The organism is Gordonia sp. ABKF26 (genome assembly GCF_041103195.1).
Lineage (GTDB): Bacteria > Actinomycetota > Actinomycetes > Mycobacteriales > Mycobacteriaceae > Gordonia > Gordonia terrae.
In genome coordinates this window covers 1906828-1932214 of record NZ_JBGCVZ010000003.1, presented here as the reverse complement: position 1 = coordinate 1932214, position 25387 = coordinate 1906828, and the positions used below count along the sequence as shown (strand labels likewise).

The window sequence follows — 25387 nt, the reverse complement described above, 5'->3', positions numbered from 1 at the left end:
GGTGTTGTGTTCTCGGCAACCCCTCAGCGGAAGAGGGACTTGCCGATGATCTCCTTCATGATCTCGTTGGCACCGCCGTAGATTCGCTGGACGCGGGCATCGACATAGGCCCTGGCGATCGGGTATTCGGCCATGAAGCCGTAGCCACCGAACATCTGCAGGCACTGGTCCACGACGCGGCCCTGGACCTCACTGGCGGCCAACTTGGCCATCGCGGCCCGGTCGGCCGTCAGTTCGCCACTGGTGTGCTGCCGCAGACAGTCGTCGACGAAGGCGCGGACCACCTCGGTCTGCACGTGCGCATCTGCCAGGGTGAATCGGGTGTTCTGGTTCGCCGACAACGGTTTTCCGAACGCGGTTCTGGTGGTGACGTAGTCCCGCGCCAACTCGACCGCGCGGGCCGCTGCCGCCGTGCTCGCCACCGCGATTGTCAGCCGCTCTTGCGGGAGGTTGGTGACGAGTGCACGGAAACCCCCACCTCGCTCGCCCAGCAGATTCTCCTTCGGGACGTGCGCGTCCTCGAAGAACAACTCGGCAGTGTCCTGCGCGTGCATGCCGATCTTCTCCAGATTGCGCCCCCGCGTGAAGCCCGGGGTGTCCCGTTCGACGACCAGCAGCGACAGGCCTCCGTGACGGTCACCGTCGCTCTCCGTCCGCGCGGCGACGATCACCAGATCGGCATTGATCCCATTGGATATGAACGTCTTCGAGCCGTTCAGCACAAAGTGTTCGCCCTCTTCTCTTGCCGTCGTGGTGATGCCCGCGAGATCGGAGCCCGTCCCCGGCTCGGTCATCGCGATGGCCGCGATGAGCTCACCCGACGCCAAGCCCGGCAGCCAGCGCCGCTTCTGCTCGTCGTCGGCATAACGCTCGAAATACGGGACACAGATGTCGTTGTGGAGGTTGACCCCGAACGACATCACCCCCGCGTCGGCGACCTCTTCGGCGATGACCGCATTGAACCGGAAATCAGCGGTGCCACCGCCGCCGAACTCCTCGTCGACCGACATCCCGAGGAATCCGTGCGAGCCGGCCTTCCGGAAGAGTTCGCGGGGGATCCGCCCCTCCCGTTCCCAAGTCTCATACCCCGGCACGACGTCGGTGTCGAGGAAACGGCGAAAGCTCTCCCGGAAGGCCTCGTGCTCGGGTTCGTACACACCTCGCGCTTGTGCGCGTGAACGATTCGCGGTGACTGTCATCTGTCTGTCCTGTCTGTCGATCGATGTGAAAGAGAAGGCCGTGGGCGCAGCCGCCGGCCGGAATGTGATTGACGCCACGTCTGAACACATTGTATGGTCTCGTGTATGCCAGAGTCCAGTTCCCCCCGTCTCGCCCCCGAGTGGAGCGGCGCTCCCGACGGCGCATTTCGGCCCGACGCCGACTTCACCGACGAGCAACTCGCGCTCGCACTCGAACACGCCAACCTCCCGATCCTGCTGGGCTCGTTGGCTCTACTGACCGGCGACGACCGCTGGATCGAGGAGCCGTACCTGCCCACCGCTCCTCCCGATCTCGGCGACCACGACACCGGAGGATTCGAACCCGAACTCGCCGAACGAATTCGGCGGGAGGCCGGGGCCACGCTCCGCGCGTGGCGCGACGGCGACCTCGACGTGGCGGACGCACCGGCCCCCGAGCGACTGTCACGGATCCTCTCGGTGATGCTGGCCGAGCCGCTTCCCGACGACTACGGGCAGCTCCTGGGCGAGGAGATGGGCCTGTACCGTCGCCATTCGGTACCGTGGTCCGCTCCGACGGATGGCTTCCGGGTCGCGATCATCGGTGCGGGGATCTCCGGACTGGCGATGGCGATCCGGCTGGAACAGGCCGGCATCGACTACGTCCTGATCGACAAGAACGACGACGTGGGCGGTACGTGGCACGAGAACGTCTATCCGGGTTGCGGTGTCGACACCCCGAGCTACCTGTACGCCCTGTCGTTCGACCCGAAACCGGACTGGTCGAGCTACTTCGCACCGCAGCATGAACTCGCCGAGTACTGGCGGACCCTGGCCGAGCGGCACGGCGTCCTCGCGAAGACCCGCTTCGCCACCGCGGTCGACCTCGCGCAATTCGACGCGCAGCGCTCGAGCTGGCAGCTCACCCTACGATCGGTACACAGCGGGCAGATCGAGAGACTGGACGCGAGCGTCGTCATCAGCGCCGTCGGACTACTGAACCAGCCGAGCATTCCCGACCTACCGGGACTGGCCGACTTCGACGGGCCGACACTCCATACGGCGCAGTGGGATCCCACCCTCGACCTCCGCGGCAAGCGCGTCGCCGTGATCGGCACCGGCGCCAGCGCGATGCAGTTCGTCCCGGCCGCCGCCGAGATCGCCGACGAGGTACGCGTCTTCCAGCGAACGCCGCAGTGGGCCATGCCCCATCCGCTGAAGGGTGCGGAGGTCGACGACTCAGCACATTGGCTCAACGAGCACATACCGTTCTATCTCGCCTGGTACCGCGCGCGGTTGTTCTGGCGGATGGGTGACAAGGTCTGGCGCCTCCTTCAGGTCGATCGCGACTACCCACACCTCGGTCGCGCCATCAACAAGGGCAATGACCGGCTCCGGGCCATGCTCACCGCGTACATCGAGAGCGAACTGGCCGACCACCCAGAGCTTCTCGCCAAGAGCCTGCCCGACTATCCGCCGTACGGAAAGCGCCTGCTGATCGACGCGGGCTGGTTCCGCACGCTGCGTCGCGAGAACGTCGATCTGATCACCGACGGTGTCGCGAAGATCACCCCGTCCGGTGTCAGTACCACGGCTGGAACAGATTTCGACGCCGACGTCCTCGTCCTGGCCACGGGATTCCGTTCGGTGGACGTCCTCGGTTCGATCGAGGTCCGCGGTCGCGACGGCAAGACGCTCCGCGAGGTGTGGGGTGAGGACGACGGCCGAGCACATCTGGGTATCACCGTGCCCGGATTCCCCAACTTCTTCTGCCTGTACGGCCCCAACACCAACACCGGCCATGGCGGAACGGTCATCGCCGGTACCGAGATGCAGATCCAGCATGTAACGGCGTTGCTGGCCACCATGATCGACGACGACCTCGACACGGTCGAGGTGCGTCCCGAGGCGTTCGAGGCCTACAACCGCGAGCTCGACGAAGCGTTGGAGGACACGGTCTGGCATTTCGGCGGTACCACCACGTACTACCGCAACGATCGAGGCCGGGTCGTCACCAACAGCCCGTGGCGATACGTCGACTACTGGCGCCGGGTCCATCAACCCGATCCCGACGACTTCATCACCACCCGAGCGCCCGAGACGGCAGCGGAGGATTCGACACCCGCCGGCGCCGAACAGCTCACTCACTGAGACCTCTCGACCTCCCGTCCCTCCGCACCGCAATCGAGGCAGAAACGATGACACAGGCTTCCCAGGCACCGTCCGCACCCGTTGCCGCACCCGGCATTTCGGCATCCACACTCGTCGGAGCGTTCCAGGCAACCGCCGCCGACCGACTCGACTCGAAGGCCCTGATCGCTTTCGGCGAAGACCGCTCCTACACATGGGGCGACTACCGCGACGCGGTCGAGGAGGTCGCGGCCGGACTGGCCGATCTCGGCGTCGAGCGCGGGGACACCGTCGCGATCATGCTGGCGAACAGTCCCGAGTTCCACATCGTCGACATGGCGGTGCTGCACCTCGGCGCCACCCCGTTCTCCATCTACCTCACCTCGGCGCCGGAGCAGATCAGCTTCCTGTTCGAGAACGCGGGCAACGCTGTCGTCGTCGCCGAACCGGCCTTCCTCGATGTCCTGAACCGCACCGCGGCTCCGGCCCTCAAGCACATCGTGGTGAACGGTCCCCTCGATGATTCGCGAACACACGGCAACGGGCCGGCGACGATCAGCACCCTCACCGAACTACGTGGGCGACGCCCGGCGGACTTCGACTTCGACAAGAGCTGGCGTTCGGTGGAGGCCTCGGACCTCGCGACGCTGATCTACACCTCGGGTACCACCGGCGACCCCAAGGGCGTCGAGTTGACCCACGCGAACCTCATGTTCGTGATGTACACCTGCAATCTTCGTTTCCCGTTCGACGTCGACGGCGCCGCGATCAGCTACCTGCCGACGGCGCATGCCGCCGACCGGGTCTTCTCGCACTATCTCGCAACTGTCACGGGGTGGCCCATCACGACGGTCCGCGACGCAACCACGGTCTTCGGCGCGGTGGCACACGCACACCCGACCTGGTTCCTGGGCGTTCCGCGAATCTGGGAGAAACTTCGCGCCGCTCTACTCGCCCGGTTCTCGGCACTTCCGGACGAGCAACGGGTCCCCACGCTCGCAGCGCTCGATGCGGCCACCACGAAGGTGCAGACCGAGCAGCGTCGAGAAGAAGTACCGGCCGATCTCACGGCGAAGGTCGCGACCGCCGAAGAGAACATCTTCGCCGGCCTTCGGGCCCAATTGGGCCTCGATCGGGTCGCCCTGCTCATGACGGGCGCCGCGCCCATCGCCCCCGCCGTGCATGAGTTCTTCCTCGCAATCGGCACGCCGCTGCAGGAAGGCTTCGGGATGTCGGAGACCGGGGCGCTCGGTTTCACCAACATTCCGACCGACATCCGCGTGGGCAAAGTGGGTCTCGCACAACCCGGCACCGAGGCCAAGCTCGCCGACGACGGCGAACTCTTGCTGCGCGGACCCCACGTCATGAAGGGCTACCGGAAGGCGCCGGAGAAGACCGCCGAAGCAATCGACGAATTCGGCTGGCTGCACACGGGCGACATCGCTCAGATCGATGACGAGGGGTGGGTGACCATCGTCGACCGCAAGAAGGAGCTCATCATCAATGCCGCCGGCAAGAACATGTCGCCGGTCAACATCGAAGGCAAGCTGAAGAGCTCGTCACCGCTGATCGGCCAGGCGTGTGTCGTCGGCGACCGTCGTCCCTACAACGTCGCGCTGATCGTGCTCGATCCCGATGCCGCACGCACCTTCGCCGCCGAGCACGGACTCGCCGAGAGCACCCCGTCGTCGCTGATCCAGGAGACTTCGCTACAGGCCGAGATCGCTGAGGCGGTAGAACGCGCCAATTCCCAGCTGTCCCGGGTCGAGCAGATCAAACGGTATCGACTCCTGGCCGACGAATGGCTCCCGGATTCCGAAGAGCTCACCCCGACGATGAAGCTCAAGCGGCGCGGGGTGGCCACCAAGTACGCAGAGGTCATCGAGGACATCTACTCGTCACCAGCCCGCTGATCACAGCGGATCAACTCCGGAGCAACCCATGGAAATCCGCGTGGAAGCGCACACGGTCCGCGTCCGTGAACGATCGGATCTGCGAGACCTCGAAGTCCGCAGCGCGGTGAACGAGATCGAGACCTCCGAACGTTTGCGACAGCGGGGCATCGGCTATGTCGACGGCGATGCTGCCTACATCAACACATTGTGGTTGCAATCGTTGAACGACGACCGACGATGGCGCGACGAAGTCCGCGAGTTGCTGGCGTTCGCAGAGTGCCATGGGTGGTTCGACGGTGTCTATCTGCGAGCCCGATTCACCGCGTCCGGTGCACCGCGGGTCCGGCCGGGATCCCCCGTCAGGGCGGCACGGTGACCGGTTCACCACCGCCGTTCGCGTCACGTCCTCGTTCGTCATGAGCACCGATCGCGTTGAATCCGACATCGACGAGAAAACGTTGCTCGTCACCCCTCCGAAGTCGCATGCCGCAGGAGTGGAGGCCGTCCTGGTCTCCCTGCGGCGCGGCATCGAGCAGATGGGGCTTGCGCGCACAGCCCGTACCCTGGTGAAACTCAACCAGCGCGACGGATTCGATTGTCCCGGCTGCGCATGGCCGGAGACTCCCGGGCACCGCAAGCATGCCGAGTTCTGCGAGAACGGGGCCAAAGCGGTCGCCGAGGAAGCAACTCGGCGGGTCGTCGATCCCGACTTCTTCGACGCTCACCCGGCCTCCGAGCTGCGTGAGCGCACGGACTACTGGCTCGGACAGCAGTGCCGTATCACCGAACCGATGGTGCTGCTGCCCGGCGCCACCCACTACACCCCGATCAGCTGGCGGCTCGCGTACTCGATCATCGCCCACGAACTCCGCGCCTTGGACACACCGGATCAGGCGGTGTACACGTCCGGCCGAACCAGCAACGAAGCCGCGTTCGTCTACCAGCTCATGATCCGAGCCTTCGGCACCAACAACATGCCCGACTGCTCGAACATGTGCCACGAATCCTCCGGAACAGCACTCACCGAGACCATCGGCATCGGCAAGGGTTCGGTGTCGGTCCCCGATATCGAGAACGCCGACCTCATCCTGAACGCCGGGCAGAACCCTGGCACCAACCACCCGCGCATGCTCTCCACTCTGGAGAAGGCAAAAGCCAACGGCGCCCGCGTGATCGCCATCAACCCGTTGCCCGAGGCCGGGCTGCTGCGGTTCAAGGACCCCAGAAAGTGCACGGCGTCATCGGCGATGGTGTCGCCATCGCCGATGAGTTCCTGCAGATCCGCATCGGTGGTGACCAAGCCCTCTTGAAGGGGTTGGCCAAGCTCGTCCTCGATGCCGACGACGCCGCCCCCGACACCGTCCTCGACCACGACTTCCTCGAAAAGCACTGCACCGGTTGGAATGCCTACGCCGAACACATACGCCGCGTTGACCTCGAGGTGGTCGTCGCGGCGACCGGCCTGTCCCTCGAGCACATCCATGCCACGGCACAGGCCCTCATCGCATCACGCGCGACGATCATCCTGGGCCATGGGCTTGACCCGACAGACGCACGGGGTGGCCACCATCCAAGATGCGGTCGCGCTGCTGCTGATGCGCGGTATGATCGGCAAACCCGGCGCCGGGGTCTGCCCTGCCCGTGGTCATTCCAACGTCCAGGGCGACCGCACCATGGGTATCTGGGAGAAGATGCCCGAGGGCTTTCTCGCCGCCCTCGACACCGAGTTCGGCAAAGCAACATTCGTCGTCAACGACCTGCGGTGGGTACCGGTACCCGCGGGCCGGCTGATACTGCAGACCATGCGCAGTCACGACCAGTACAACACCACCATCTACGGACTCGACGATCGCTACCGCGGCATCAAGAACGGTCGACGGGTGCTGCAGATCAACGCCGCCGACATCGGGGCTCTCGGCTACACCGACGGCGACATCGTCGGCCTCGTCTCCGAATGGCCCCGTGCCGATGGAACGACCCACCAGCGCCGGGCACCGAACTTCCGACTGGTCGCCTACCCGACCCCGGTCGGAAACTACCCCGAGACCAACCCCCTCATCCCCCTCGACCATGTCGCCGACAAATCCAATGCGCCGGTGTCCAAGGCGGTCACCATTCGCCTGGAGCCCGCCAGGTCGTAGACCGGGCGGGTTCCGACCGACTGCGGGTCAGAGTTCCATGAGCAGAGCACGCATCGGGCATTCGTCCACTGCTTCCGCTATCGCAACCCGGTACCGCGCAAGGTCCGTCGGATCGGCAACCAGGTGCGCTTTTCCGTCGTCGCCGACTTCGAAGACCTCGGGAGCCGCAGATTCGCACGCCCCCAGCCCGTAACAGGCCGTTCGATCGATGGTGATCTTCATGATCCGTCTTCCGGTCATTCCGTGCGGCCGGGGTGCGCGGGCGGCACGGCCCGCGCATCCCGTGCCACTAACTCGCCGCTCGAGCAGACGCCTTCGGCACCTTGCCCTTGTTCGCGGCAATGTCCTTGGTCAGCGTGTCCGGGTTCGCGACCTCTTCGGACTTGCCACCCTCCGGCGTTGCGATCGCGGAATTGAACTGCCGCAACGTCTTGAAAGCCTTGGCCTCGTCATCGTGCGGCAGTTTACGTGCCACGCGATCAAAGGCGCTGACCAGTGGCCGAATGGTCGGCAGCGCGAAGCGCCACGGGGTGCGTTCGACGTCGAGCATCTCGCTCACGTAGTCCGGCTGCCAGTTTCGGATCAGTGCCCACGCGAGATGGCGTCGCCGCTCGGTGGTCATGAAGGCGGCAACCGGTCCCGGAAGCAGTTCGACATCACCCGGCGGCTTCTCGGTGCTGTACTCGATGATCGTCTTGACCACATCGCGACAGAGGTCGTCGGCCGGCAATTCGATGAGCTTGTGGAAGTTGACCTTCATCCGGGCGTCGTCGGGGTTCGTGTGGAGCACCTCTTCCGGAACGCCGATCACCCAGCCCACGTACCGGCAGAGCGCGAAGATGTCCTCTTCCTCGCGGTCGCTGATGCTGATCCCCGACGCACGGACGCCGTCGACGAACTGCGTACCGAACTGTCCCGCTTGGGTGTTCATCGAATCGAGGTTGCTGATGGGCAGACCCCAGCTCGGCCAGTCCCAATGCGGGGAATGACTGAGCGTGTGTCGCACCGCGGCATGGATCATGCGGACCTTCGCAGTGAGACGGAAGCCGTCCTGATCGCGGCGCATGCCGCCGGGGGTGTGCGCCGCAACGACGTATCGGAAGCTCTCGGTGAGCCGCCCGCCCACGGCCGACTCGTCCTTGAGGCGACCACTGAACAACACCGGCCGTGTCGAGCTGTACATCGAGAAGCCCGCTCCGATGGACGAATACGTCAGCACCATGCCGGCAACCGAGCCCACTCGCCAGTATGCGACGGCACCCCGGTACAGCTGGTCGAAGTCCACCCAGTCCGGAATGTGGTCGAGCTGTTCGAACAGTCCGACGAGTCCGTCGGAGGGATCGTCGAGCGAATCGATCCCGTGATCGAGGGCCTGCTCGAACATCTTCCAGGACGCGTTCTTCGACTTGTCCTTGAAGTCCAGGAACGCTCGGTAGGCATGATCGTCGCCGAGGAGAGCGTGGTCGGTCATGCGCTCCACGTAGTCGCGTCCGTACCTCATGATTGCTTCGCGCCGATTGTTGATCCGGCCGAGATCGATACCACGAGGCAACCCCTCGGGAACGTCGAGCGAACCTTCCCTCGTCTGCGGAATCAGTTGAGCGGTCACGAGTCTTCTCCTGTCGTCGGTGAATCGGGCTGCCGACTCCTCCGGGCTGCCGCGTCGGTTGTGATGGTCGGCTGCCAGCGACGGTATTTGTGCTCCACAACACAGTCAACGTGTCCGAACATACTGTATGGTCGGTTGTACAGAATCGATGAGGAGTTCCATGACGCAGAATTCGCCCTACCAGTTGTTCGACGTCGCCGGTGCCAGGATCTTGATCACCGGTGGGACCAGCGGGATCGGAGTGATGATCGCCGAAGGTTTCGCCGCAGCCGGTGCCGACGTCGTCCTGTCGTCACGCAAACAGGCCGGAGTCGACGCCGCGGTGGAGCGGTTGTCGACCTACGGGCGCGTCACCGGAATCGTCGGCGATGTCTCGACCCCGGAGTCGGCACGAACCCTGGCTGCCGAGGTCCTCGCACGCGGCGAGCGACTCGACGTGGTGGTGAACAATGCCGGTGTGACGTGGGGTGCCCCCCTTGAAGAATTCCCGGATGCCGGGTGGGACAAGGTGATGCACACCAACCTCGAAGGCGTTTTCCACCTCACCGTCACCTTGCTACCCGGACTGCGTGCTGCCGCACGTGAGGCCGGACGCGCCTCGGTCATCAACATCGGTTCGACCGACGGCATCAACGTGCCGGAGATGGACAGTTTCAGCTATGGGGCGAGCAAGGCCGGACTCCACCATTTGACAAGGCATCTCGCGAAGAAGCTCGCATCTGAATCGATCACCGTGAACGCCATCGCGCCGGGTCCGTTCGAGAGCCGGATGATGCGGTTCGTGACAGAGAATCCCGACGCACTCGAGCGGGTCGTCGGCGGGATCCCACTGGGGCGTCTCGGAGAGCCTGACGACATTGCCGCGCTGAGCATCTTCCTCGCCAGTGCTGCCGGAAAGTACATGACCGGGAACGTGATCCCCCTCGACGGGGGCATAGTCGGTTGTGGCGGTTCGGCGAAGCTGGGCTGAGCGGTGCGGGTCGCTCGCGGGTCGGCGCACCGTCGTCGAGAGCCGCGGCCCTCCGACGCCACCGTTGCCGCCTTCTTCGCTGCAACGGAGGAGCTGTTGGTGCACAAGTCGTTCGAAGAAGTCACCATCGCCGACATCATCTCGGGCACGCGGCATTCCCGATCCGCCTTCTATCATCACTTCGCCGGGAAGTTCGACGTCCTGGTCGCCCTCGCCGATGTGGTGCTGGCCGAGTCCTACGGGGGGCCGCAACTCTGGGATACGACACCGGGGCGCGACAGGTCGTACGGAATGCAGGCGAGCATCACACCAACCCTCGAGATGTGGTCGTCACACGGCGGAGTGATCGGCGCGGTCGTCGAGCACATGCACTCGAACCCCGACATCGAGGCCGTGTGGCGTCCGACATTCGACCGATTCGTCGCAGGAGTCGCCGAACAGATCCGTCACGAGCGCGACTCCGGTCGTGCTCCGGACGGCGCGCGCCCGGAGATGATCGCGACCGTACTCGTATGCGGCATCGAACGCGTGATGTATGTCTGCACACGGGAACTCGATCCGCATCTCCCCGCCCTGGCGTCCGCGGTCGGCGCGGTGGACTGGCTCACTCGGTCCGTCCTGCGGCCGGTACCGAATTCGGTACCGGCACCGTCCGCCGGAACACTGTCATCAGCGACACAAGCCCGTCCGCACGGCGACGGGCCCGGCGGCGCACACACACAGATCGAGCACTCCGGGGTCGATCCGAGATCCGATACGACGTCGACGGCCATCCTGGACTCGCTCCGCGACCTACTACTCGATCTCCCACTGGACAAGGTGAGCGTCGCCCGAATCGTTCGGCGCGCCGGTGTGTCTCGGTCGACGTTCTACTTCTACTTCGACAACAAGAACGCGGTGTTCGCCGAGCTCTACCGTGAGGTCGCAGCGTCGACCGTCCACCGACTCCAGTCGCTCGACACCATCGACCGGGCCGACCGGGCCGCCGTCGGCACAGTGTTGCGGGAGTGGCTCCGGATCGACGCGCGGACCACCTCGGTGATGAGGAGCGCCCTACTCGAATGGCCCCGACGGCCCGAGCTCCGCGAAGTCTACCGGGCCGGCATCGCTCAGATGGCGGACTACCTCGGCCGCGTCATCACCGCCGATCGGCGCTCGGGGATCGCCATCCCCGGTCCGCCGCCGGGAGAACTCTCCGCCGTGGTCCTGTGGACAATCGAGAGATCGATCGCCGGCGCGCTGGCCGGAGACGACAATCTGACCGACTTGCACGAGGTCACCCACTTCCTCACGGAGTTGTTGACCACCGCCATATACGGAAGTCCCTGAAAGCCAGAAAGGCTCATCATGCGCGCAGTTGTCATTCCCCGTTTCGGTACGCCGGACGTGTTGGAGGTCCGCAACGTCGAGGTACGTCCAGCCGGCGAGGGCGAGGTGCGGATCGCGGTTGCGGCCACCGCGGTCAACCCGACCGACATCGCCACGCGCAGTGGGCTCGTGGCCGCCGCCTACCGGGATTTCGACCCGCCCTACATCGCGGGCATGGACGCGGCAGGTGTGATCGAGTCGGTGGGCCCCGGCTCGGCATCGGACCGCTTCGCGGTGGGCGACGAGGTCATGTCGATCGTGATGCCTCGCCGACCCGAAGGAGGCGCGCACGCCGAGCTCATCGTCGTGCCCACTGCTGCGGTCGTACCCAAACCGTCCACACTGTCGATCGAGCAGGCAGCGATGCTGCCCATGAACGGGTTGACCGCTCTGGAAGCCCTGAGCGTCCTGGACCTGAGACCTGGTGCCACGCTGGCGATCACCGGTGGATCGGGGTTTCTCGCCGCGTTCGTGATGACCCTCGCCCGGCGCAGGGGGATCCACGTCATCGCCGATGGTCGACCCGACGAGTGGGACACGATCCGGAAACACGGTGCCGCGGAGGTCGTGGCGCGTGGACCGGGTGTCGAGGAACGTATCCGTTCGGCCGCGGGTGGCGGCGTCGATGCCGTTCTCGACACCGCACTGATCGGTTCCTCGCTGTACCCCTGCATCGTCGACGGTGGAGTACTCGCCTGCGTGCGGACATTCGACGGCGTCCCACCGGAGCGCGGAATCCTCGTCCGCGAGGTATGGGTGCGCGAACGCCTGCTGGACACCGACGGTCTCACCGAGCTGGCCACCCTTGCCGATGAGGGGTTGTTCGACTTCCTGATCGCCACAGGTAGATTCGCGCCGGAGCAGGCCGCCGACGCGCACCGGATGATCGAGGCGGGCGGAGTACGGGGGCGTCCGCTCATCCTCTTCTGACGAGCGGACGCCTCCGCGCCGATGACCGCTCCCTGTGCTACATCGGGGACGAGGTGAATCCTCCGTCGAGGACGTAGGTGTGACCGGTGACCCAGTCGCCCGCGTCCTCGGCCAGGTGGGTCACCGCACGGGCCACATCATCGGGCCGGCCCAGTCGACCCTGGTGCTGGGTGAAGAACTCGTGCGCATCGACGCCACCCGACGCGGCCTGGAACGCCTCCATCAGGTTGTCCGACAGCGCTGTCTCGACAAATGCCGGTGCTACACAGTTGACCCGGATGTTCGCGGGTCGCAGTTCCACTGCCGCGGTCCGGGTGAGATTGATGACAGCCGCCTTTGTGGCGGCGTAACCGCCGATCATCGGCATCCCGTTGGTGCCTGCCGACGATGCGGTGTTGACGATGGCGCCACCGCCCCGGGCGGTCAAATGCGGTACAGCCGCCTTGATTCCGTGGAAGACGCCCTTCAGGTTGACCGCGATCATGCGATCGAAGTCGTCCGCGGACAATTCGGTCACCGGAGCCAGGATCGCGATCCCGGCGTTGTTCACCAGCACGTCCAGGCCGCCGAACTCGTCGACGGCCCTACCCACGGCCGATTCGACCTGGTCCTGGTCGGTGACGTCGACCGCGACCCCGATCGCCGACCCACCGATATCCGCCGCCACCCGATCGGCGGCTCCGCCATCGAGGTCGGCCACCACCACATGCGCGCCTTGTGCGGCGAAGCGGCGGGCAACGGCAGCCCCGATCCCGCCGCCGGCTCCGGTCACGACCACCGATTTGTTCTCGAACGTTGACATATCCACCTTCTCCTAGTCCGACCATCTCGACCGTACACACTGTCCGAACGACATGTACAGGTTCTGGGCTGAAGAAGGCCACCGCCCCGTGTCGACCGCTGGGTCTTCGAATTCGTCTGAGCGGCAGCGTCATTCGACCTCCGGCAAACACCCGGTGACACCGGTTCGCGTCAGACCGCCTCGGTGGATCGAGCGCTTGGGGTCAGAACCCTGAACGCCGTCCACGGCCGCGGGCAGAACCCCAGGAAGTCGAACTTCGTCTTATCGCCGTGTGGTCTGGCGGGCGGATCCGCAACACTGACAGGGGCGGGGCCCCGGTCGACATGCCAGCATCCCGGACAACCGACAGATCAGGGTTGCCCAGGGCGCAGTACGACGAACAACCCGGTGGCCTCGGCGACCACGGTTCCGTCAGCGCGGAGACTCCCGGTGACGTAGATCTTGCGGCCCTCCGCCCGGTCGACGCATGCGGTGAACTCGAGCTCCGTGTCGACCGGCGTGATGTGGCGGTAGTCGACGTGCAGGTTCGCGGTGCGACACCGCGGGCGTTCGGCTCCGGCGAGCCGGCCGAAGATCTCGTCGAAGACGAGCGGAATCACCCGCCGTGCGCCGCGCCGTTTCGACCGAGATGGAAGCGACCGAGGCGAAGCGTGCCCTCGACGCGATCGGTCGTCTGCTTCCGGTAGCTCAGAACCGGCACCAAGGCCTGCGATCTGCCGGGAGAGTCCATCTGCGTACCCGCCAGCTGATGCGCCTCGTCGACGGCGAAGTCATCGAGCCGACCCGCGACGGAGCGCAGTTCGGCGGCCATCGCCAACGAGACCGCCTCCGTCGGCCGGGCAGCTGCCACCGAATTCTGCAGCCGACGAACGCTGTCGATCAAGCGATCGAAGGCCTCCGCAGTGGCGGGATCCGATGTCGTCAGCGGCTCCCAGTCCCCGGCCTCCTCGCCATACCCGGGTTCAATCACCTGGCCGTCCAACGGCATCCGCGCTCATGCCAGCAGCATACCGATCGGGTCGTGGTCTTCGAGGGCGGCGCCGTAGCGGTGGGCCATCGCCTCGACCACCTCCGACGGCTGCATCACGGTCGGAACACACATCCACGCGAACCCGTGCAGGGTGTGCAGCCGGTATTCGTACCAGGCGTCTTCGTCGTCGAGGTGCGGACCGCCATGACCGGCGAGCGCGTCGATGTAGTGTCGCAGCAACTCTCGCTCTCGACTCCGTCGGTCTTCGATGGTCAGCGCCGACCCGAGGAAGTACGACACGTCATGAGCCCACGGCGCGAGGCATGCCGTCTGCCAGTCGAGGAAGGCCGGCGCACTTCCCGGTACGCGATACAACTGAGCGAAGTGCGCATCACCGTGATTGATCGTGTGGGTGGCGGCGTCGTCGTGTTCCCACAGCTTCGCGAAACCCGCGCGCACCCGGGCATCGTCCCGAAGCCCAGCCGACAGATCCGGAACCTCGGAACGCTCGATCAGCGGATGGAACACCTCGGGACTCAGCATCACCGTGAACGCATCACGAGCGGCCTTGGCACCCACCGGGAGCCAGGTGCGCTCGCCCCTGCCACTCCCCCACAGCGCCGCGTGCCACTTCGCCTGGACTTCCAGCGTCGTCGCGATGTCATCGACCGACCACAGATCGGTCGCCTGGCCGAACTCGGCGCCTCGTGCCGTCAGGTCCTCCATGATGATGACGCCTTGATCGCGCTCGGTGGCCGAGTAGTAACTCGCCGGCACCTCCGCAGCGAACCCCGGTGCCAGATCACGGTAGAAGTGGCCCTCGAGCTCGTAGGCCGGCCCCAAGCCGAACGCACGACTCCGTTCGTCGAAACCTCCCTTGATGCACAGCTGGGCAGGGATGTCCCGGGCATTCACTGAATAGGTCAACGTGGCGAATACTTTGGTCGCCGATCCCCAGATGATTCGAGTGGTGTCGACCGCTTCGACGACGACCTGTCCATCCTTGGTCGTCAATGCGGCGCCGACCCACTCCGGGGTCAACTCATCGACCGAGAACGGAAGTGTGGTCGTACGGGGTTCTGCCTGAGTCATGCAGGAACCATACATAGTGTATGGATGTGGTGTCAATCACAGATTGCCAGGTAATCTCCGCTGGTCACTGCGACGATACGGACACCCGATCCGGGAACTCCGGTGCACGCTTGTCGAGAAAGGCCTGCACGCCTTCCTGCACATCCGCCGAGAGGCCGCGCCGGTAGAGGACCTCCGATTCGGCGCGGTGGGCCTCTTCGGGGCCCGATGCGCCGAGCGCTCCCCAGAGCAGCGATCGGGTGAGGGCCACCGAGACCGGCGCCGTCCCCGCGACCATCTCGTCCGCGACACTCAGCGCCCGTTCCAGGACCTGTTCCGCCGGAACCACTTCGCGCACCAGGCCGCGATCGAGCGCCTCGGTCACCGGGACCATCCGCCCGCCCAGCGTCCACTCCGCGGCCGTCGAGATGCCCACCACCCGCGGGAGAAACCAGGTCGAACACGCTTCGGGGACCAATCCGCGCCGGGTGAAGACGAACCCGAACTTCGCGGTGTCCGAGGCGATCCGGACGTCTGCGGGAAGTGTCATGGTCACACCCACGCCCGCGGCGGGTCCGTTGATCGCGGCGATGACCGGTTTCTTCGACCGGTAGATACGGAGAGCCACCTGACCGCCCGCGTCCGGCGGTGCCGAGCCATCGGCCCCCGGGTCGTCCGGGAGGAAGGTGTCTCCCCCGCTCTCGAGGTCGGCCCCCGCGCAGAAGGCCCGACCGGTACCGGTCAACACGACCGCACGGACGTCGTCGTCGGCGTCGCAGGCATCGAACGCCTCGATGATGCCCACCCGGATGTCCTCGGTGAACGCATTGAGTCGCTCCGGACGGTTCAACCGCACGATCGCGACAGCGCCGACCCGCTCGAGTACGACCTCCTGTGACACAACAGCTCCCGCGCTCATCGACCCGTCCATTCCGGTGCACGCTTCTCGGCGAAAGCCCGCGGCCCTTCCTTCGCATCGTCACTGGTGAACACGGTGCGGATCGCCGAGGCGTTGATCTTCCACGACTCTTCGTCCCATCCGCGCTGCGCTTTCGCCGTCTCGTGCATGACCCGCTTGCTCTCGGACACTGCGAGCGGCGCGTTGGCGGCGATCTCGGCAGCGAGCTCCAGCGCGACGGCGAGGGCGGTTCCCGCCGGCGCCACCGTGTTCACCAGACCCAGCTCGTATGCGCGGGCGGCCGACACGGGTCGACCGGTCAGCGCGATCTCGGCGGCCACCTTCTGCGGGACCTGCCGATGAATACGCAGAAGCCCCCCGGCGCCGGCGATGAGTCCCCGCCTGACCTCGGGTAGACCCACTGACGCCTCGTCGTCGATCACCGCGAGATCGGCGGACAGCATGATCTCGGTCCCACCGCCCAGCGCGAAGCCGTTCACAGCCGCGATGACCGGCTTGGGAACGTAGTGCCGCACGATCCCGGCGAAGTCCCATTCCCGATGGGCCGGGTCATCGATCCGGCGTCCCGCCGCGATCTCCTTCAGATCGGCGCCGGCACAGAAGGCGCGACCGGCCCCGGTGATCACGATGACACGGACCGACGGGTCCTGCGCCGCCTCCTCGAGCGCCGCGCCCGCGGCCGTCGACAGAGCGGAGTTCACGGCGTTCAGAGCGTCGGGACGGTTGAGCGTGATGATCGCGATGTGATCGCGCACCTCGTAGCGGACGACGGACTCTGTCGCCGAGTCGCTGTCGGAAGTCATGGGTTCTCCTGTGGTCGTGATCCGGACGGGTCGAGATGGATGCATCCCGGGCCTACCGCCGGCTTCCGCACTAAATCTTATGTGATTAGATAAAATCTGACAATCGCGGTGTCCCCGCTCTCGGGTTCCGCAGCGGACGAGAGGAGAAGACGTGGGCGCACGCGCAGCCGACGGGGCCACCACCGGCCTTCTGGACCTGTTCCGAGTGGACGGTCGGGTCGCGATCGTGACGGGGGCGGGATCGGGACTCGGAGCGGGGTTCGCACGTGCGCTGGCCGAGTCGGGTGCGGACATCGTACTGTCCGGCCGACGCCCGGATCCGCTGCGACGAACCGCGGACGACGTACGCGCGCTCGGTCGACGCGCACTCGAGATCCCGTCGGACGTCACCGATCCCGAACAGTGTGACGCGGTCGTCGGCGCTGCGATCGACGAGTTCGGTCGTGTCGACATCCTGATCAACAATGCCGGGCTCACCCACACGGCCCCAGCCACCCGGGAGCTTCCGGAGGACTTTCGCGCGGTTCTCGACGTCAACCTCCTCGGGAGCTACTGGATGGCGCGGTCCTGTGCACGGGTGATGCGACCCGGTTCCAGCATCGTCAACGTGGGGAGCATGCTCGGACTCGTCAAATCTGCGCTGCCGCAAGCCGCTTATGCCTCGAGCAAGGCCGGCGTCCTCGGCCTGACACGCGACCTGTCCCACCAGTGGTCGGGGCGCAAGGGAATTCGGGTGAATGCGATCGCACCGGGCTTCGTCGAGACCGACATGATCGCGGAGATGTCCGACGAGGCCCGCACCGATTTCCTGCAGGGCTGTTCGCTCGGACGCATGGGCACGCAACGTGAGATCGACGCCGCCGTGCTGTTTCTCGCCAGCCCGGCGGCGTCCTACATCACCGGGTCGACCCTCGCCGTCGACGGCGGGACGTCCGGACACTGACGCCCCCCACATCACCACCCCGGCAACGCCGGGCACTCCCCCCTATCAGCCCCAGCACCACAGGAGAACCAATGCAGACAGATCTCTTCGACGCCGACCACGAGTTGTTCCGGGACTCGGTCCGGGCCTTCGTCAACAAACACGTCGTCCCCAAGATGGAGAAGTGGGACGCTGATCGCCTCATCGACCGCGAGACCTGGCGTGCGGCAGGCGCACAGGGCATCCTCGGCCTGTCGGTGCCGCTGGAGTACGGCGGCCCCGGTGAGACCGACTACTGCTTCCGCGTCGCCATCCAGACCGAGATCGCGAGGGTCGGCGCCTCCGCACTGCAGTCCGGCTTCTCCACCAACGACGACATCGTGCTGAACTACCTACTCCGTCACGCCGACGACGAACAGAAGAAGCGCTGGGTGCCGGGTTTCGTCACCGGCGACACCATCGGCGCGATCGCGATGACCGAACCGGCGGCCGGCAGCGATCTCCGCGCGATCACCACCACCGCGCGGCGCGAGGGCACCGACTGGGTGATCAACGGCTCGAAGACCTTCATCACCAGCGGCATCCTCGCCGATCTCGTGATCGTCTTCGCCAAGACCGACGCGGATGCCGGATCGCGCGGCTTCAGTCTCTTCGTCGTCGAGGACGGGACCCCGGGATTCACGCGTGGCCGCAAGCTCAACAAGGTCGGGCTCCATGCACAGGACACCGCCGAGTTGTCCTTCGACGAGGTGCGGGTGCCCGCCACCAGCCTCCTCGGCGAGGAAGGCGCCGGTTTCGCCTACCTGATGCAGAGCCTGCCCCTGGAGCGGCTCGGGATCGGCATCGCCGCGCAGGTGTCGGCGGAGGCGGTCTTCGACTGGACCCTCACCTATGTCAAGGAGCGCAAGGCATTCGGCAAACCCGTCGGCGAGTTCCAGGGACTCGGGTTCACTCTCGCCGAACTGCGTACCGCGATCGAGGTCTCCCGGGCGTACATCGACCGATGCGTCCGTGAGTACAACAAGGGGACGCTGACCGCGGTCGATGCCGCGAAGGCCAAACTGTGGGCCACCGATCTGCAGGACAAGGTCATCGATGCGGGTGTGCAGCTCCACGGCGGGTACGGCTACATGATGGAGTACCCGGTGGCCAAGGCCTTCATCGACGCGCGTATCCAGCGGATCTACGGCGGCACCAACGAGATCATGAAGGAGATCATCCACCGCGATCTGATCCGCGACTAGGCGCTTGTCGCCGGACCGGTCACCATCCGTGTCCGGCGACAAGCCCACGCGTTCAGCGTTGTTGTTGAGCCGCCGCGGGCACGACGGTCGGCATGAACGCCGGAAGCACGAAGTTGTGCAACATCTCCCGGTGTTGCGGATCGTCGGGTCGATCGAAATCCAGCCGGCCGACCAGGATGAACTGGACCAGTGCGATCCATTCGGCGATCTTCTCCTTGTCGAGATCCCGCCGGATCTCGCCTCGGTCCATCGCGCGTTCGATGATCGGGTCCCACATCTCCGCGGTCAACCGCGCCGCGAGACCCGAACTGCCGACCAGTGATTCGGCCAGCTGCATGTGCTCCGGACTCACCAGGATCCGGATCAGCGGATCACGGCGACCTCGCTCGACCAGAAAGATCAACCCCTCCACGAGCTGATCGGCGAACGTCTCGTGCTCGAGAAGGTACTTCCGGGCCTTGTCGAACAGCAGGCGGGATCGCCGCTCGATCAAGGCCGACATGAGGGCGTCGCGGTCCTTGAAGTACCGGTAGACCGTCGGACGCGAGACCCCCGCTTCCTTACCGATGTCGTCCATCGTCGTCTTCGCGACGCCGTACCGTTGGAACACGCGCTCCGCGGCGACCATGATCTGCTTGCGGGCCTCGTCCACATCCTCGCTGAGGACGTTGCCCGTCTTCCTGCGCGCCATGTCCACCTCCTGTGGGCAATGATACAAGATACAGATCTCGTTCTGTGTCCAGCCATCTGCAAAAGCAGGACGGACGCGAATCCTACGGACTGCGATCCGCGATGAACAGACAGCAGACGAGGCCACGCCCGGGAGGGCGATGGCCTCGTCTGCTGGAGCCTGGTCAGCGGATGCGATCGAACCTGGTGTCGACGTCCTTGTACTCGTCGCGGATGACGGTCTTGGCGATCTTGCCACTGGGCAGCCGAGGCAGCGGGTCCTGGCGGATGACGACGTAGCGCGGAACCTTGAAATCGGCCAGCACCTGCTTGCAGTGCTCGACGATGGTCGTCGCGTCCATGTCCTGCGACACGGTCACGATCGCGGCCGGAGTCTCACCGAACCTGTCGTCGTGCGCGGCGATCACCGCGACCTCCTCGACCCCGTCGATGGCACCGATCGCGATCTCCAGCTCCACCGGCGAGATGTTGATTCCGCCGGAGATGATCAGATCCTTGAGCCGGTCCACGAACTTGACCCGGCCCTCCTCGTCGGCGACGCCCAGATCGCCGCTGTGCAACCATCCGCCACGGATGGCCCGCGCGGTGGTCTCGGCATCGTTCCAATAGCCCGGGGTCACGCCCGGCCCGCGGACCACGAGCTCGCCCTCTTCTCCGGGCGCGGCAGGCTCGTCATCGGAATTGAAGACCTTGACCTCGGTGAAGATGGATCCGGTGCCACAGCGGTCCGGGAACTCCAAGGCCTCCTCGCGGATGGTCGCAGTGGCCACGCCCCCGGCTTCGGTCATGCCGTAGATCTGGCGCAGCAGGACACCCTTGTCCCCCCACCGCTTGAGGAGCTGCGCCGGCACGGCCGCCCCACCGACGATGGCGGTCTTCACAGACGACAGGTCGGCCTCGGCGAACTCCGGCGCCCGAGAAATGGCCTCGAAGATGAGTGGGACACCGAAAATGGCCTGGACCGAGTGCTTTTCGAGAAGCGTGACGGCATTCGAGGGATTGAGCTCGGGTTCCACCACCAAGGTCCCGCCCAGAACCGTGGTGATGAGCAGCCCGTACACCAGGCCGGGAGTGAAGGCGAGCGGCAGCACGAGCAGTGTGGTCGTCCCGGGCCGGAAGCCCTCCTCGGTGAGGGTGTTCTCCAAGACGATCGACATCAGCGTCCGGTTGGTCAGGACGACCCCCTTGGACAGACCCGTCGACCCGCTGGTGAACAGGATCGTCGTCGGCTCATCGGGTTCGAGATCCACGCGGTAGTCGTCGATTCCACCATCCCGCAGGTCCACGAGCTCCGTGTACGAGACGATTGCGAACGGCCGCCCCACCGCTGCGGTGTCCTCGGCGAGTTGCTCGAAGCCGGGAGCGACGATGACGACGTCGATTCCCGCTTCGTCGGCGATCTTGCGCAGTTCCGCGGGACGATAGCGACTGTTCAACGGCACCAGCACACCACCGGCCTTGAGCACCCCGAGAGCGGCCGCAGGCCACTCGAGTGAGTTGGGGCCGAGGAGCCCGACCCGGTTCCCGGGCGCGACACCCCTGGTCTCGACGAGAAGCCGGGCGATACGGCTGCTCCAGTCACGCAACGCGCGGTATGAGATCTGCGAACCGGAGAACACCACGGCGGTGGTGTCGCCCTTGGTCCGGGCCCACCAGTCGAGTGCTTTGCCGATGGTTGCGGTCATGTTCGTACTTTCTTCTCTGTGGCAACTGACTTCGATGCGGCACGGCGGATCCCGAACCCGCCCAACACATATAGGATAAATCGGACAGTGGCGGCCGGGGCCGGCTTTCGCCGATCCCAACCCCCTCGTCAGGCGTTCAGTTCGGCACGCCCTTGCGCGACGAGCTTCTTGGTCTCCCGGCGGAAGACCTGATTCGCGATCTCGTTGCGGCCGAGCAGCATGTCACCGGCATCGGCGCTGCCCATACCGCGCTGCGAGTCGCGCAGCAGGGGGAAATCCTCCTGGTGCAACACGGCCAGCAGGATCTCCCAGTTCTTGTTCCAGATCCGGTCCCACTTCTCCGGCGTCATGCCGCTGTCCTCGACCTTGGGCACCAGGAGACGCTGCTCCATCCGCGACTTCGTGGGGTCGGTGGGATGCGGCCGGAAGGTCAGCAGCTGGAAATGGTCCGGCTGACGCAGCAACGTGCTGTTGGGCAGCAGGAAGTGCGTCTCGGTCACGAACTTGTCGAGTGGGATGTCGCCGGGATCTTCTTCGAGGAAACGGTCGATCGATTTGCGCGGGGCGATGAACCGGCAGTGTCGGCCGAAGTCCTCGAAGGCCATCACGTTGGTGTGGATGATCTTCCCGGCGGTGTTCGGGTGTGCGTACTGGATGTGGTAGCCGTCCAGGAACGCGTCCTGCATGATCTTCCAGTTGGTGGGTTCGTCGAATCCGCCGGCCCGAAAGCACACGAGCTTGTCCATCTCGTACTCGGCGAGCATCGGATCGATGTCGGGACCCAGCCACGACGCCACGTCGATCTCCGCATGCGCGTTGTCCACGACCCAGATGAATCCGTGGCGCTCTTCGGTGGGGATCTCGATGAGGCCGTGCTCTTTACGGTCCACCTCGCCGAAGGTCGAGTCGCGGGTGATCGTCCGGAGCGAACCGTCCGGATCGTATGACCACCGGTGGTAGCCACACGAGAAGATGCGGCAGCGCCCCTTCTCGCTCTGCTCCAACATCGCCCCGCGGTGACGGCACAGGTTCACGAAAGACCGGACGCTGCCGTCCTTCTGCCGCACGACGATGATGTTGTTGCGCGGCATCTGCACCGTGACGAAGTCGTTCGGCCGCGAGATCTCACTTCCGTGCGCGACGATCGACGGCACGCGGCCGAAGATGTGGTCGCGCTCGTCCTTGGCGAGCACCGGGTCGGTGAACTCGTCGGGTTCGAACTGCACGATGTCGTCGAACTCGTCGGTCGTCTCGTTGCGCAGATGCTCGAGCGCGCGACGGATTCGATCCTGACGGGGAAGCGAAGTGGTCATGATTCCCTCCGTGATGGAGCGGTTGTTGCGAGTGGGACAGTGCTCGCCCGGGCCGGGGCGACACTCCTTAAACCTACAGCAATAAGTTTTAACCGGCAATCAGCGGAGGCGATCCGATGGTGAGCCGGTGCGGCGGGGAGGTGAGAGGCAACCCGCCGCACCGGCCGATTCGGTGGCCGGCACACCACCGGCCGGTCAGGACTCGGGCGTGAACCGGATCGGCATCCGCACGCACCCGCGGACCTGGCTGGCATGGAACACCGGCGGATCGGACTCGACGAGTTCATAGTCCGGGATGCGCCGATGCAGTTCTTCGAGAGCGATCGTCAGCTCGATCCGCGCCAGGTGCGAACCCAGACAGCGGTGCGCGCCTCCGCCGAAGGCCAGGTGACGGTTCGGCTTGCGGGTCAGGTCCAGCGCCTCCGGATCGTCGAACTCGTCCCCGTCACGATTGGCCGAGCACAGCATCAGGATGAGCTGTTCACCCTCGGCAATCGTCACCCCGCCCAGTTCGACGTCGCGGGTCGCGCGGCGTCCGGGAACGACGGCGGCCTCGATGCGCAGGATCTCCTCGACAGCGGTCGGGATCATGTCCGGGTCGTCGATGATGCCCTGACGCTGATCCGGATTGTTCACCAGGTGGACGATCGCCCAGGCGAGCGAGCCCTGCACCGTGTGCAGTCCCGCGATGAGCAGGAGGAAGAACATGCGATTGAGCTCTTCGTCGGTGAGCAGACGCAGCCCGTCCTGCATCTCCACCTCGGTGTGGATGAGCTGCGAGGTGACGTCGTCACCCGGGTTGGCGCGCCGCTCGTCGACCATCTTCTGGAAGTAGCCGAGCATCTGCATGCCGGCGATGCCGCGCGCCTCGAGGGATTCCTCCTCGGTGCCGCCGGGCTTGCCGAACAGGACGACGTCGGTCGCCTCGGTGAACAGCGGCGCGTCCTCGATGGGCCAATCCATGAGCGCCAGGAAGATCCGGGCCGGTAGCTCATGGGCGAACGCGGAGATGTACTCGGCCTCGCCTTTCGCGGCGAAACCGTCGAGCAGGTCGTTGACCACGCCCCGGATCTCATCCGTCAGCTTCTTCATCCGCGCCGGACCGAACAGGGGCTGCAACGCTTTGCGATAACCCGTGTGCTCCGGGGGATCGAGCTCGATCGGGATGAACTTCCCGAAGGCCTCGTTGGTCACGAGGTTGTTGGGGTAGCTGGAGAAAGTCTCCGCGTCACGCAAGACCTCATGGATCTCGTTGTAGCGCGTGACGATCCAGTGCCCGCCGTACAGAGGCGAGTACACGACAGGACCCTTCGCGGCGAGTTCTGCCGCACGTTCTTGGAATCGATCGATCGGGGCTGCGATGGACTGGTCGTACACGTCGAAGTCGACGGTGACATCCTCGCGGGACCGTTCCGTAGTTGTCATCACTAGTCCTTGGGTGTGGTGGGTTCGATGGTCTGCAGCGCCAGTGCGCGTTCTGGACACATGGCGACGGCATCTCTGGCCAGGGCTGCTTCGTCCTGCTCGAGAGGGCGGTCGGGCACCACGGGGTCGCCCTGATCGTCGGCATCGATCAGATCGGGGGCGACCCCGTAGCAGAGGCCATGCCCGGCGCACGCCACGCGATCCACGGTGAGGGTGCTGGACTGGGGGGACATGACTAGGCGTTCGGGTTCTTCTGGTCGAGATCCTCCGGGAACCACATGCCCACGCGCGAGAGCGTTCCGCCGTCGCCCGAGCCGATCACCTGACCGGACATGTAGGCCGAGTCATCCGACGCGAGGAACAGGGCGATCTTCGCGTTGTCGACCAGTGACGGGGGACGATTGCGCTTCAGCGGGATCGGCGACACGTACGGATCCCATGGGCCGGCAACCTCTTCGTACGATTGCCCGACGACCGGAGAGCCGGCAGGCATCAGGAAGTTTGGCGACATGCCATGAACCGGCGCGATGCCATTGACGCGAATCCCGTAGGGACCCAGATCGAGACTGAGGCCACGGACCAGACCGTTGACCCCGGCCTTGGTCGCCGAGTACAGCGCGATCTGATGGTAGGCGACGAACGAGGCCGCCGACGAGGTGGCGATGATGGTACCGCCACTGTTGCGCTTGAGCGCGGGAACCGCAGCCTGCGCGGTGAAGATCACGCCGCTCAGGTTCACGCCGAGGACGTTGTTCCAGTCCTCCTCGGTCAGGTCTTCGAAGTCGACCTGCTCGCCGCCGGCGACGCTGGGAACACCGCCGCGGGAGACGACTCCGGCGTTCGCCCAGGCGATGTCGAGCTTGCCGTAGTGCTCGACGGTCTGATCGACCGCGGCGGTGATCGCGGACTTGTCCGCGACGTCGGCCGTGATGGCGATGGCGTCGCCACCCTGCTGCTCGACCAGTTTCACGGTCTGCTCGGCACGATCGGCGTCGATGTCGACCACCGCGATCTTCGCACCCTCGCCGGCGAAGAGCTGCGACGACTGCCTACCGAGTCCGGAACCCGCGCCGGTGATCAGCGCTACCTTGCCTTCAAGCTTCATGAGTTTCGATTCCTTGCTCTCGTTGAACGGACCGGCATCTTCGAAAGGCATTCGCGGACAACGCGCTGCCGCCGGATCCGGGGATGAGGTGCCCGAGAAGAACATCTCGTTGATGTGACGCCCGCCACCCTCGGTCCCCACCGTAAGCCGAAAGACATGAGACGTCAAGCGATATTTGTCAGCAGCTCGGAGATTCGAGAGTTGCTTTGCGACAGAG

23 protein-coding genes and 1 pseudogene are annotated in these 25387 nt (G+C 65.5%); 9 read left to right on the top strand and 15 right to left on the bottom strand.

Annotation, left to right across the window (positions count from 1 at the left end; translation table 11 throughout):
- Positions 1–23 precede the first annotated feature (23 nt).
- Positions 24–1199, bottom strand: a complete 1176-nt coding sequence (locus tag AB4Z55_RS08975) for an acyl-CoA dehydrogenase family protein (RefSeq protein WP_369519582.1) — start codon at positions 1197–1199, stop codon at positions 24–26.
- Positions 1200–1304: 105 nt separating this feature from the next.
- Here AB4Z55_RS08975 and AB4Z55_RS08970 point away from each other — a divergent pair, with 105 nt between their 5' ends.
- The 4 genes and pseudogenes from AB4Z55_RS08970 (at position 1305) to AB4Z55_RS08955 (ending at position 7344) form a co-directional block, all read left to right on the top strand.
- Positions 1305–3329, top strand: coding sequence for a flavin-containing monooxygenase (locus tag AB4Z55_RS08970; protein WP_369519581.1), 2025 nt, complete (start codon positions 1305–1307; stop codon positions 3327–3329).
- 47 nt (positions 3330–3376) lie between these two features.
- The gene (locus AB4Z55_RS08965; protein ID WP_369519580.1) at positions 3377–5221 is read left to right on the top strand and encodes a long-chain fatty acid--CoA ligase; all 1845 of its coding nucleotides are present in this window, start codon (positions 3377–3379) and stop codon (positions 5219–5221) included.
- 28 nt (positions 5222–5249) lie between these two features.
- Entirely contained in the window at positions 5250–5579 is a 330-nt protein-coding gene (locus tag AB4Z55_RS08960) for a hypothetical protein (protein ID WP_004019441.1), read from the top strand.
- A 40-nt stretch (positions 5580–5619) separates the two neighbouring features.
- Positions 5620–7344 (top strand): annotated as a pseudogene (locus tag AB4Z55_RS08955) (molybdopterin-dependent oxidoreductase).
- Positions 7345–7371: 27 nt separating this feature from the next.
- On the opposite strand, the gene AB4Z55_RS08950 reads toward AB4Z55_RS08955, so the two are convergent.
- Both AB4Z55_RS08950 and AB4Z55_RS08945 read right to left on the bottom strand, forming a co-directional pair.
- The gene (locus AB4Z55_RS08950; RefSeq protein WP_004019446.1) at positions 7372–7566 is read right to left on the bottom strand and encodes a ferredoxin; all 195 of its coding nucleotides are present in this window, start codon (positions 7564–7566) and stop codon (positions 7372–7374) included.
- 67 nt (positions 7567–7633) lie between these two features.
- Positions 7634–8953: an oxygenase MpaB family protein gene (locus tag AB4Z55_RS08945; RefSeq protein ID WP_369519579.1), complete on the bottom strand. Its 1320-nt coding sequence runs from the start codon at positions 8951–8953 to the stop codon at positions 7634–7636.
- A 160-nt stretch (positions 8954–9113) separates the two neighbouring features.
- On the opposite strand from AB4Z55_RS08945, the gene AB4Z55_RS08940 reads away from it, so the two are divergent.
- From AB4Z55_RS08940 to AB4Z55_RS08930, 3 genes are read left to right on the top strand one after another with little or no spacing between them, the layout of a single operon-like run.
- Positions 9114–9923, top strand: a complete 810-nt coding sequence (locus AB4Z55_RS08940) for an SDR family oxidoreductase (protein ID WP_369519578.1) — start codon at positions 9114–9116, stop codon at positions 9921–9923.
- Between the two features lie 3 nt (positions 9924–9926).
- Entirely contained in the window at positions 9927–11252 is a 1326-nt protein-coding gene (locus tag AB4Z55_RS08935; protein ID WP_308219752.1) for a TetR/AcrR family transcriptional regulator, read from the top strand.
- Positions 11253–11270: 18 nt separating this feature from the next.
- Positions 11271–12221 (top strand): NADP-dependent oxidoreductase, encoded by a 951-nt coding sequence (locus AB4Z55_RS08930; RefSeq protein WP_004019450.1) that lies wholly within the window; start codon positions 11271–11273, stop codon positions 12219–12221.
- 37 nt (positions 12222–12258) lie between these two features.
- Here the strand turns inward: AB4Z55_RS08930 and AB4Z55_RS08925 are convergent, their stop codons facing one another.
- The 6 genes from AB4Z55_RS08925 to AB4Z55_RS08900 all read right to left on the bottom strand — a co-directional run bounded on the left by AB4Z55_RS08925 (position 12259) and on the right by AB4Z55_RS08900 (position 16786).
- On the bottom strand, positions 12259–13023 hold the full coding sequence (locus tag AB4Z55_RS08925; protein WP_354562673.1) for an SDR family oxidoreductase: 765 nt from the start codon (positions 13021–13023) through the stop codon (positions 12259–12261).
- A 350-nt stretch (positions 13024–13373) separates the two neighbouring features.
- Complete coding sequence (locus AB4Z55_RS08920) at positions 13374–13622, bottom strand: PaaI family thioesterase (RefSeq protein WP_369519577.1); 249 nt, start codon at positions 13620–13622, stop codon at positions 13374–13376.
- Positions 13619–14011, bottom strand: a complete 393-nt coding sequence (locus AB4Z55_RS08915) for a hypothetical protein (RefSeq protein ID WP_369519576.1) — start codon at positions 14009–14011, stop codon at positions 13619–13621. The genes AB4Z55_RS08920 and AB4Z55_RS08915 overlap by 4 nt, the downstream gene beginning before the upstream one ends.
- 6 nt (positions 14012–14017) lie before the next feature.
- Positions 14018–15085 carry an oxidoreductase family protein gene (locus AB4Z55_RS08910; RefSeq protein ID WP_369519575.1) on the bottom strand — a complete coding sequence of 356 codons (1068 nt, stop codon included), beginning with the start codon at positions 15083–15085 and terminating at the stop codon, positions 14018–14020.
- Positions 15086–15149: 64 nt separating this feature from the next.
- Entirely contained in the window at positions 15150–15983 is an 834-nt protein-coding gene (locus AB4Z55_RS08905) for an enoyl-CoA hydratase-related protein (RefSeq protein ID WP_369519574.1), read from the bottom strand.
- A complete protein-coding gene (locus AB4Z55_RS08900) occupies positions 15980–16786 on the bottom strand; it encodes a crotonase/enoyl-CoA hydratase family protein (protein WP_248643340.1) in 807 nt (268 codons plus the stop codon). The genes AB4Z55_RS08905 and AB4Z55_RS08900 overlap by 4 nt, the downstream gene beginning before the upstream one ends.
- Positions 16787–16937: 151 nt before the next feature.
- Here AB4Z55_RS08900 and AB4Z55_RS08895 point away from each other — a divergent pair, with 151 nt between their 5' ends.
- Both AB4Z55_RS08895 and AB4Z55_RS08890 read left to right on the top strand, forming a co-directional pair.
- Positions 16938–17729, top strand: a complete 792-nt coding sequence (locus AB4Z55_RS08895) for an SDR family NAD(P)-dependent oxidoreductase (protein ID WP_064570005.1) — start codon at positions 16938–16940, stop codon at positions 17727–17729.
- 71 nt (positions 17730–17800) lie between these two features.
- A complete protein-coding gene (locus AB4Z55_RS08890) occupies positions 17801–18952 on the top strand; it encodes an acyl-CoA dehydrogenase family protein (RefSeq protein WP_248643341.1) in 1152 nt (383 codons plus the stop codon).
- A 52-nt stretch (positions 18953–19004) separates the two neighbouring features.
- Here the strand turns inward: AB4Z55_RS08890 and AB4Z55_RS08885 are convergent, their stop codons facing one another.
- The 6 genes from AB4Z55_RS08885 to AB4Z55_RS08860 all read right to left on the bottom strand — a co-directional run bounded on the left by AB4Z55_RS08885 (position 19005) and on the right by AB4Z55_RS08860 (position 25170).
- Positions 19005–19643, bottom strand: coding sequence for a TetR/AcrR family transcriptional regulator (locus tag AB4Z55_RS08885; RefSeq protein WP_004019458.1), 639 nt, complete (start codon positions 19641–19643; stop codon positions 19005–19007).
- A gap of 163 nt (positions 19644–19806) precedes the next feature.
- Complete coding sequence (locus tag AB4Z55_RS08880) at positions 19807–21327, bottom strand: class I adenylate-forming enzyme family protein (protein WP_369519573.1); 1521 nt, start codon at positions 21325–21327, stop codon at positions 19807–19809.
- Between the two features lie 128 nt (positions 21328–21455).
- The gene (locus AB4Z55_RS08875) at positions 21456–22640 is read right to left on the bottom strand and encodes an aromatic ring-hydroxylating dioxygenase subunit alpha (RefSeq protein ID WP_064570004.1); all 1185 of its coding nucleotides are present in this window, start codon (positions 22638–22640) and stop codon (positions 21456–21458) included.
- A gap of 195 nt (positions 22641–22835) precedes the next feature.
- Positions 22836–24065, bottom strand: coding sequence for a cytochrome P450 (locus tag AB4Z55_RS08870; protein WP_004019461.1), 1230 nt, complete (start codon positions 24063–24065; stop codon positions 22836–22838).
- A gap of 2 nt (positions 24066–24067) precedes the next feature.
- Positions 24068–24298: a ferredoxin gene (locus AB4Z55_RS08865; protein ID WP_369519572.1), complete on the bottom strand. Its 231-nt coding sequence runs from the start codon at positions 24296–24298 to the stop codon at positions 24068–24070.
- 2 nt (positions 24299–24300) lie between these two features.
- Positions 24301–25170 (bottom strand): SDR family NAD(P)-dependent oxidoreductase, encoded by an 870-nt coding sequence (locus AB4Z55_RS08860; RefSeq protein WP_369519571.1) that lies wholly within the window; start codon positions 25168–25170, stop codon positions 24301–24303.
- Positions 25171–25387: the final 217 nt, after the last annotated feature.

What these genes read in the sequence shown, in the direction of transcription:
- AB4Z55_RS08975 (WP_369519582.1), bottom strand. Translation starts at nt 1,199, where the DNA reads ATGACAGTCACCGCGAATCGTTCACGCGCACAAGCGCGAGGTGTGTAC.
- AB4Z55_RS08970 (WP_369519581.1), top strand. Translation starts at nt 1,305, where the DNA reads ATGCCAGAGTCCAGTTCCCCCCGTCTCGCCCCCGAGTGGAGCGGCGCT.
- AB4Z55_RS08965 (WP_369519580.1), top strand. Translation starts at nt 3,377, where the DNA reads ATGACACAGGCTTCCCAGGCACCGTCCGCACCCGTTGCCGCACCCGGC.
- AB4Z55_RS08960 (WP_004019441.1), top strand. Translation starts at nt 5,250, where the DNA reads ATGGAAATCCGCGTGGAAGCGCACACGGTCCGCGTCCGTGAACGATCG.
- AB4Z55_RS08950 (WP_004019446.1), bottom strand. Translation starts at nt 7,566, where the DNA reads ATGAAGATCACCATCGATCGAACGGCCTGTTACGGGCTGGGGGCGTGC.
- AB4Z55_RS08940 (WP_369519578.1), top strand. Translation starts at nt 9,114, where the DNA reads ATGACGCAGAATTCGCCCTACCAGTTGTTCGACGTCGCCGGTGCCAGG.
- AB4Z55_RS08930 (WP_004019450.1), top strand. Translation starts at nt 11,271, where the DNA reads ATGCGCGCAGTTGTCATTCCCCGTTTCGGTACGCCGGACGTGTTGGAG.
- AB4Z55_RS08925 (WP_354562673.1), bottom strand. Translation starts at nt 13,023, where the DNA reads ATGTCAACGTTCGAGAACAAATCGGTGGTCGTGACCGGAGCCGGCGGC.
- AB4Z55_RS08915 (WP_369519576.1), bottom strand. Translation starts at nt 14,011, where the DNA reads ATGCCGTTGGACGGCCAGGTGATTGAACCCGGGTATGGCGAGGAGGCC.
- AB4Z55_RS08910 (WP_369519575.1), bottom strand. Translation starts at nt 15,085, where the DNA reads ATGACTCAGGCAGAACCCCGTACGACCACACTTCCGTTCTCGGTCGAT.
- AB4Z55_RS08905 (WP_369519574.1), bottom strand. Translation starts at nt 15,983, where the DNA reads ATGAGCGCGGGAGCTGTTGTGTCACAGGAGGTCGTACTCGAGCGGGTC.
- AB4Z55_RS08900 (WP_248643340.1), bottom strand. Translation starts at nt 16,786, where the DNA reads ATGACTTCCGACAGCGACTCGGCGACAGAGTCCGTCGTCCGCTACGAG.
- AB4Z55_RS08890 (WP_248643341.1), top strand. Translation starts at nt 17,801, where the DNA reads ATGCAGACAGATCTCTTCGACGCCGACCACGAGTTGTTCCGGGACTCG.
- AB4Z55_RS08885 (WP_004019458.1), bottom strand. Translation starts at nt 19,643, where the DNA reads ATGGCGCGCAGGAAGACGGGCAACGTCCTCAGCGAGGATGTGGACGAG.
- AB4Z55_RS08880 (WP_369519573.1), bottom strand. Translation starts at nt 21,327, where the DNA reads ATGACCGCAACCATCGGCAAAGCACTCGACTGGTGGGCCCGGACCAAG.
- AB4Z55_RS08875 (WP_064570004.1), bottom strand. Translation starts at nt 22,640, where the DNA reads ATGACCACTTCGCTTCCCCGTCAGGATCGAATCCGTCGCGCGCTCGAG.
- AB4Z55_RS08870 (WP_004019461.1), bottom strand. Translation starts at nt 24,065, where the DNA reads ATGACAACTACGGAACGGTCCCGCGAGGATGTCACCGTCGACTTCGAC.
- AB4Z55_RS08865 (WP_369519572.1), bottom strand. Translation starts at nt 24,298, where the DNA reads ATGTCCCCCCAGTCCAGCACCCTCACCGTGGATCGCGTGGCGTGCGCC.
- AB4Z55_RS08860 (WP_369519571.1), bottom strand. Translation starts at nt 25,170, where the DNA reads ATGAAGCTTGAAGGCAAGGTAGCGCTGATCACCGGCGCGGGTTCCGGA.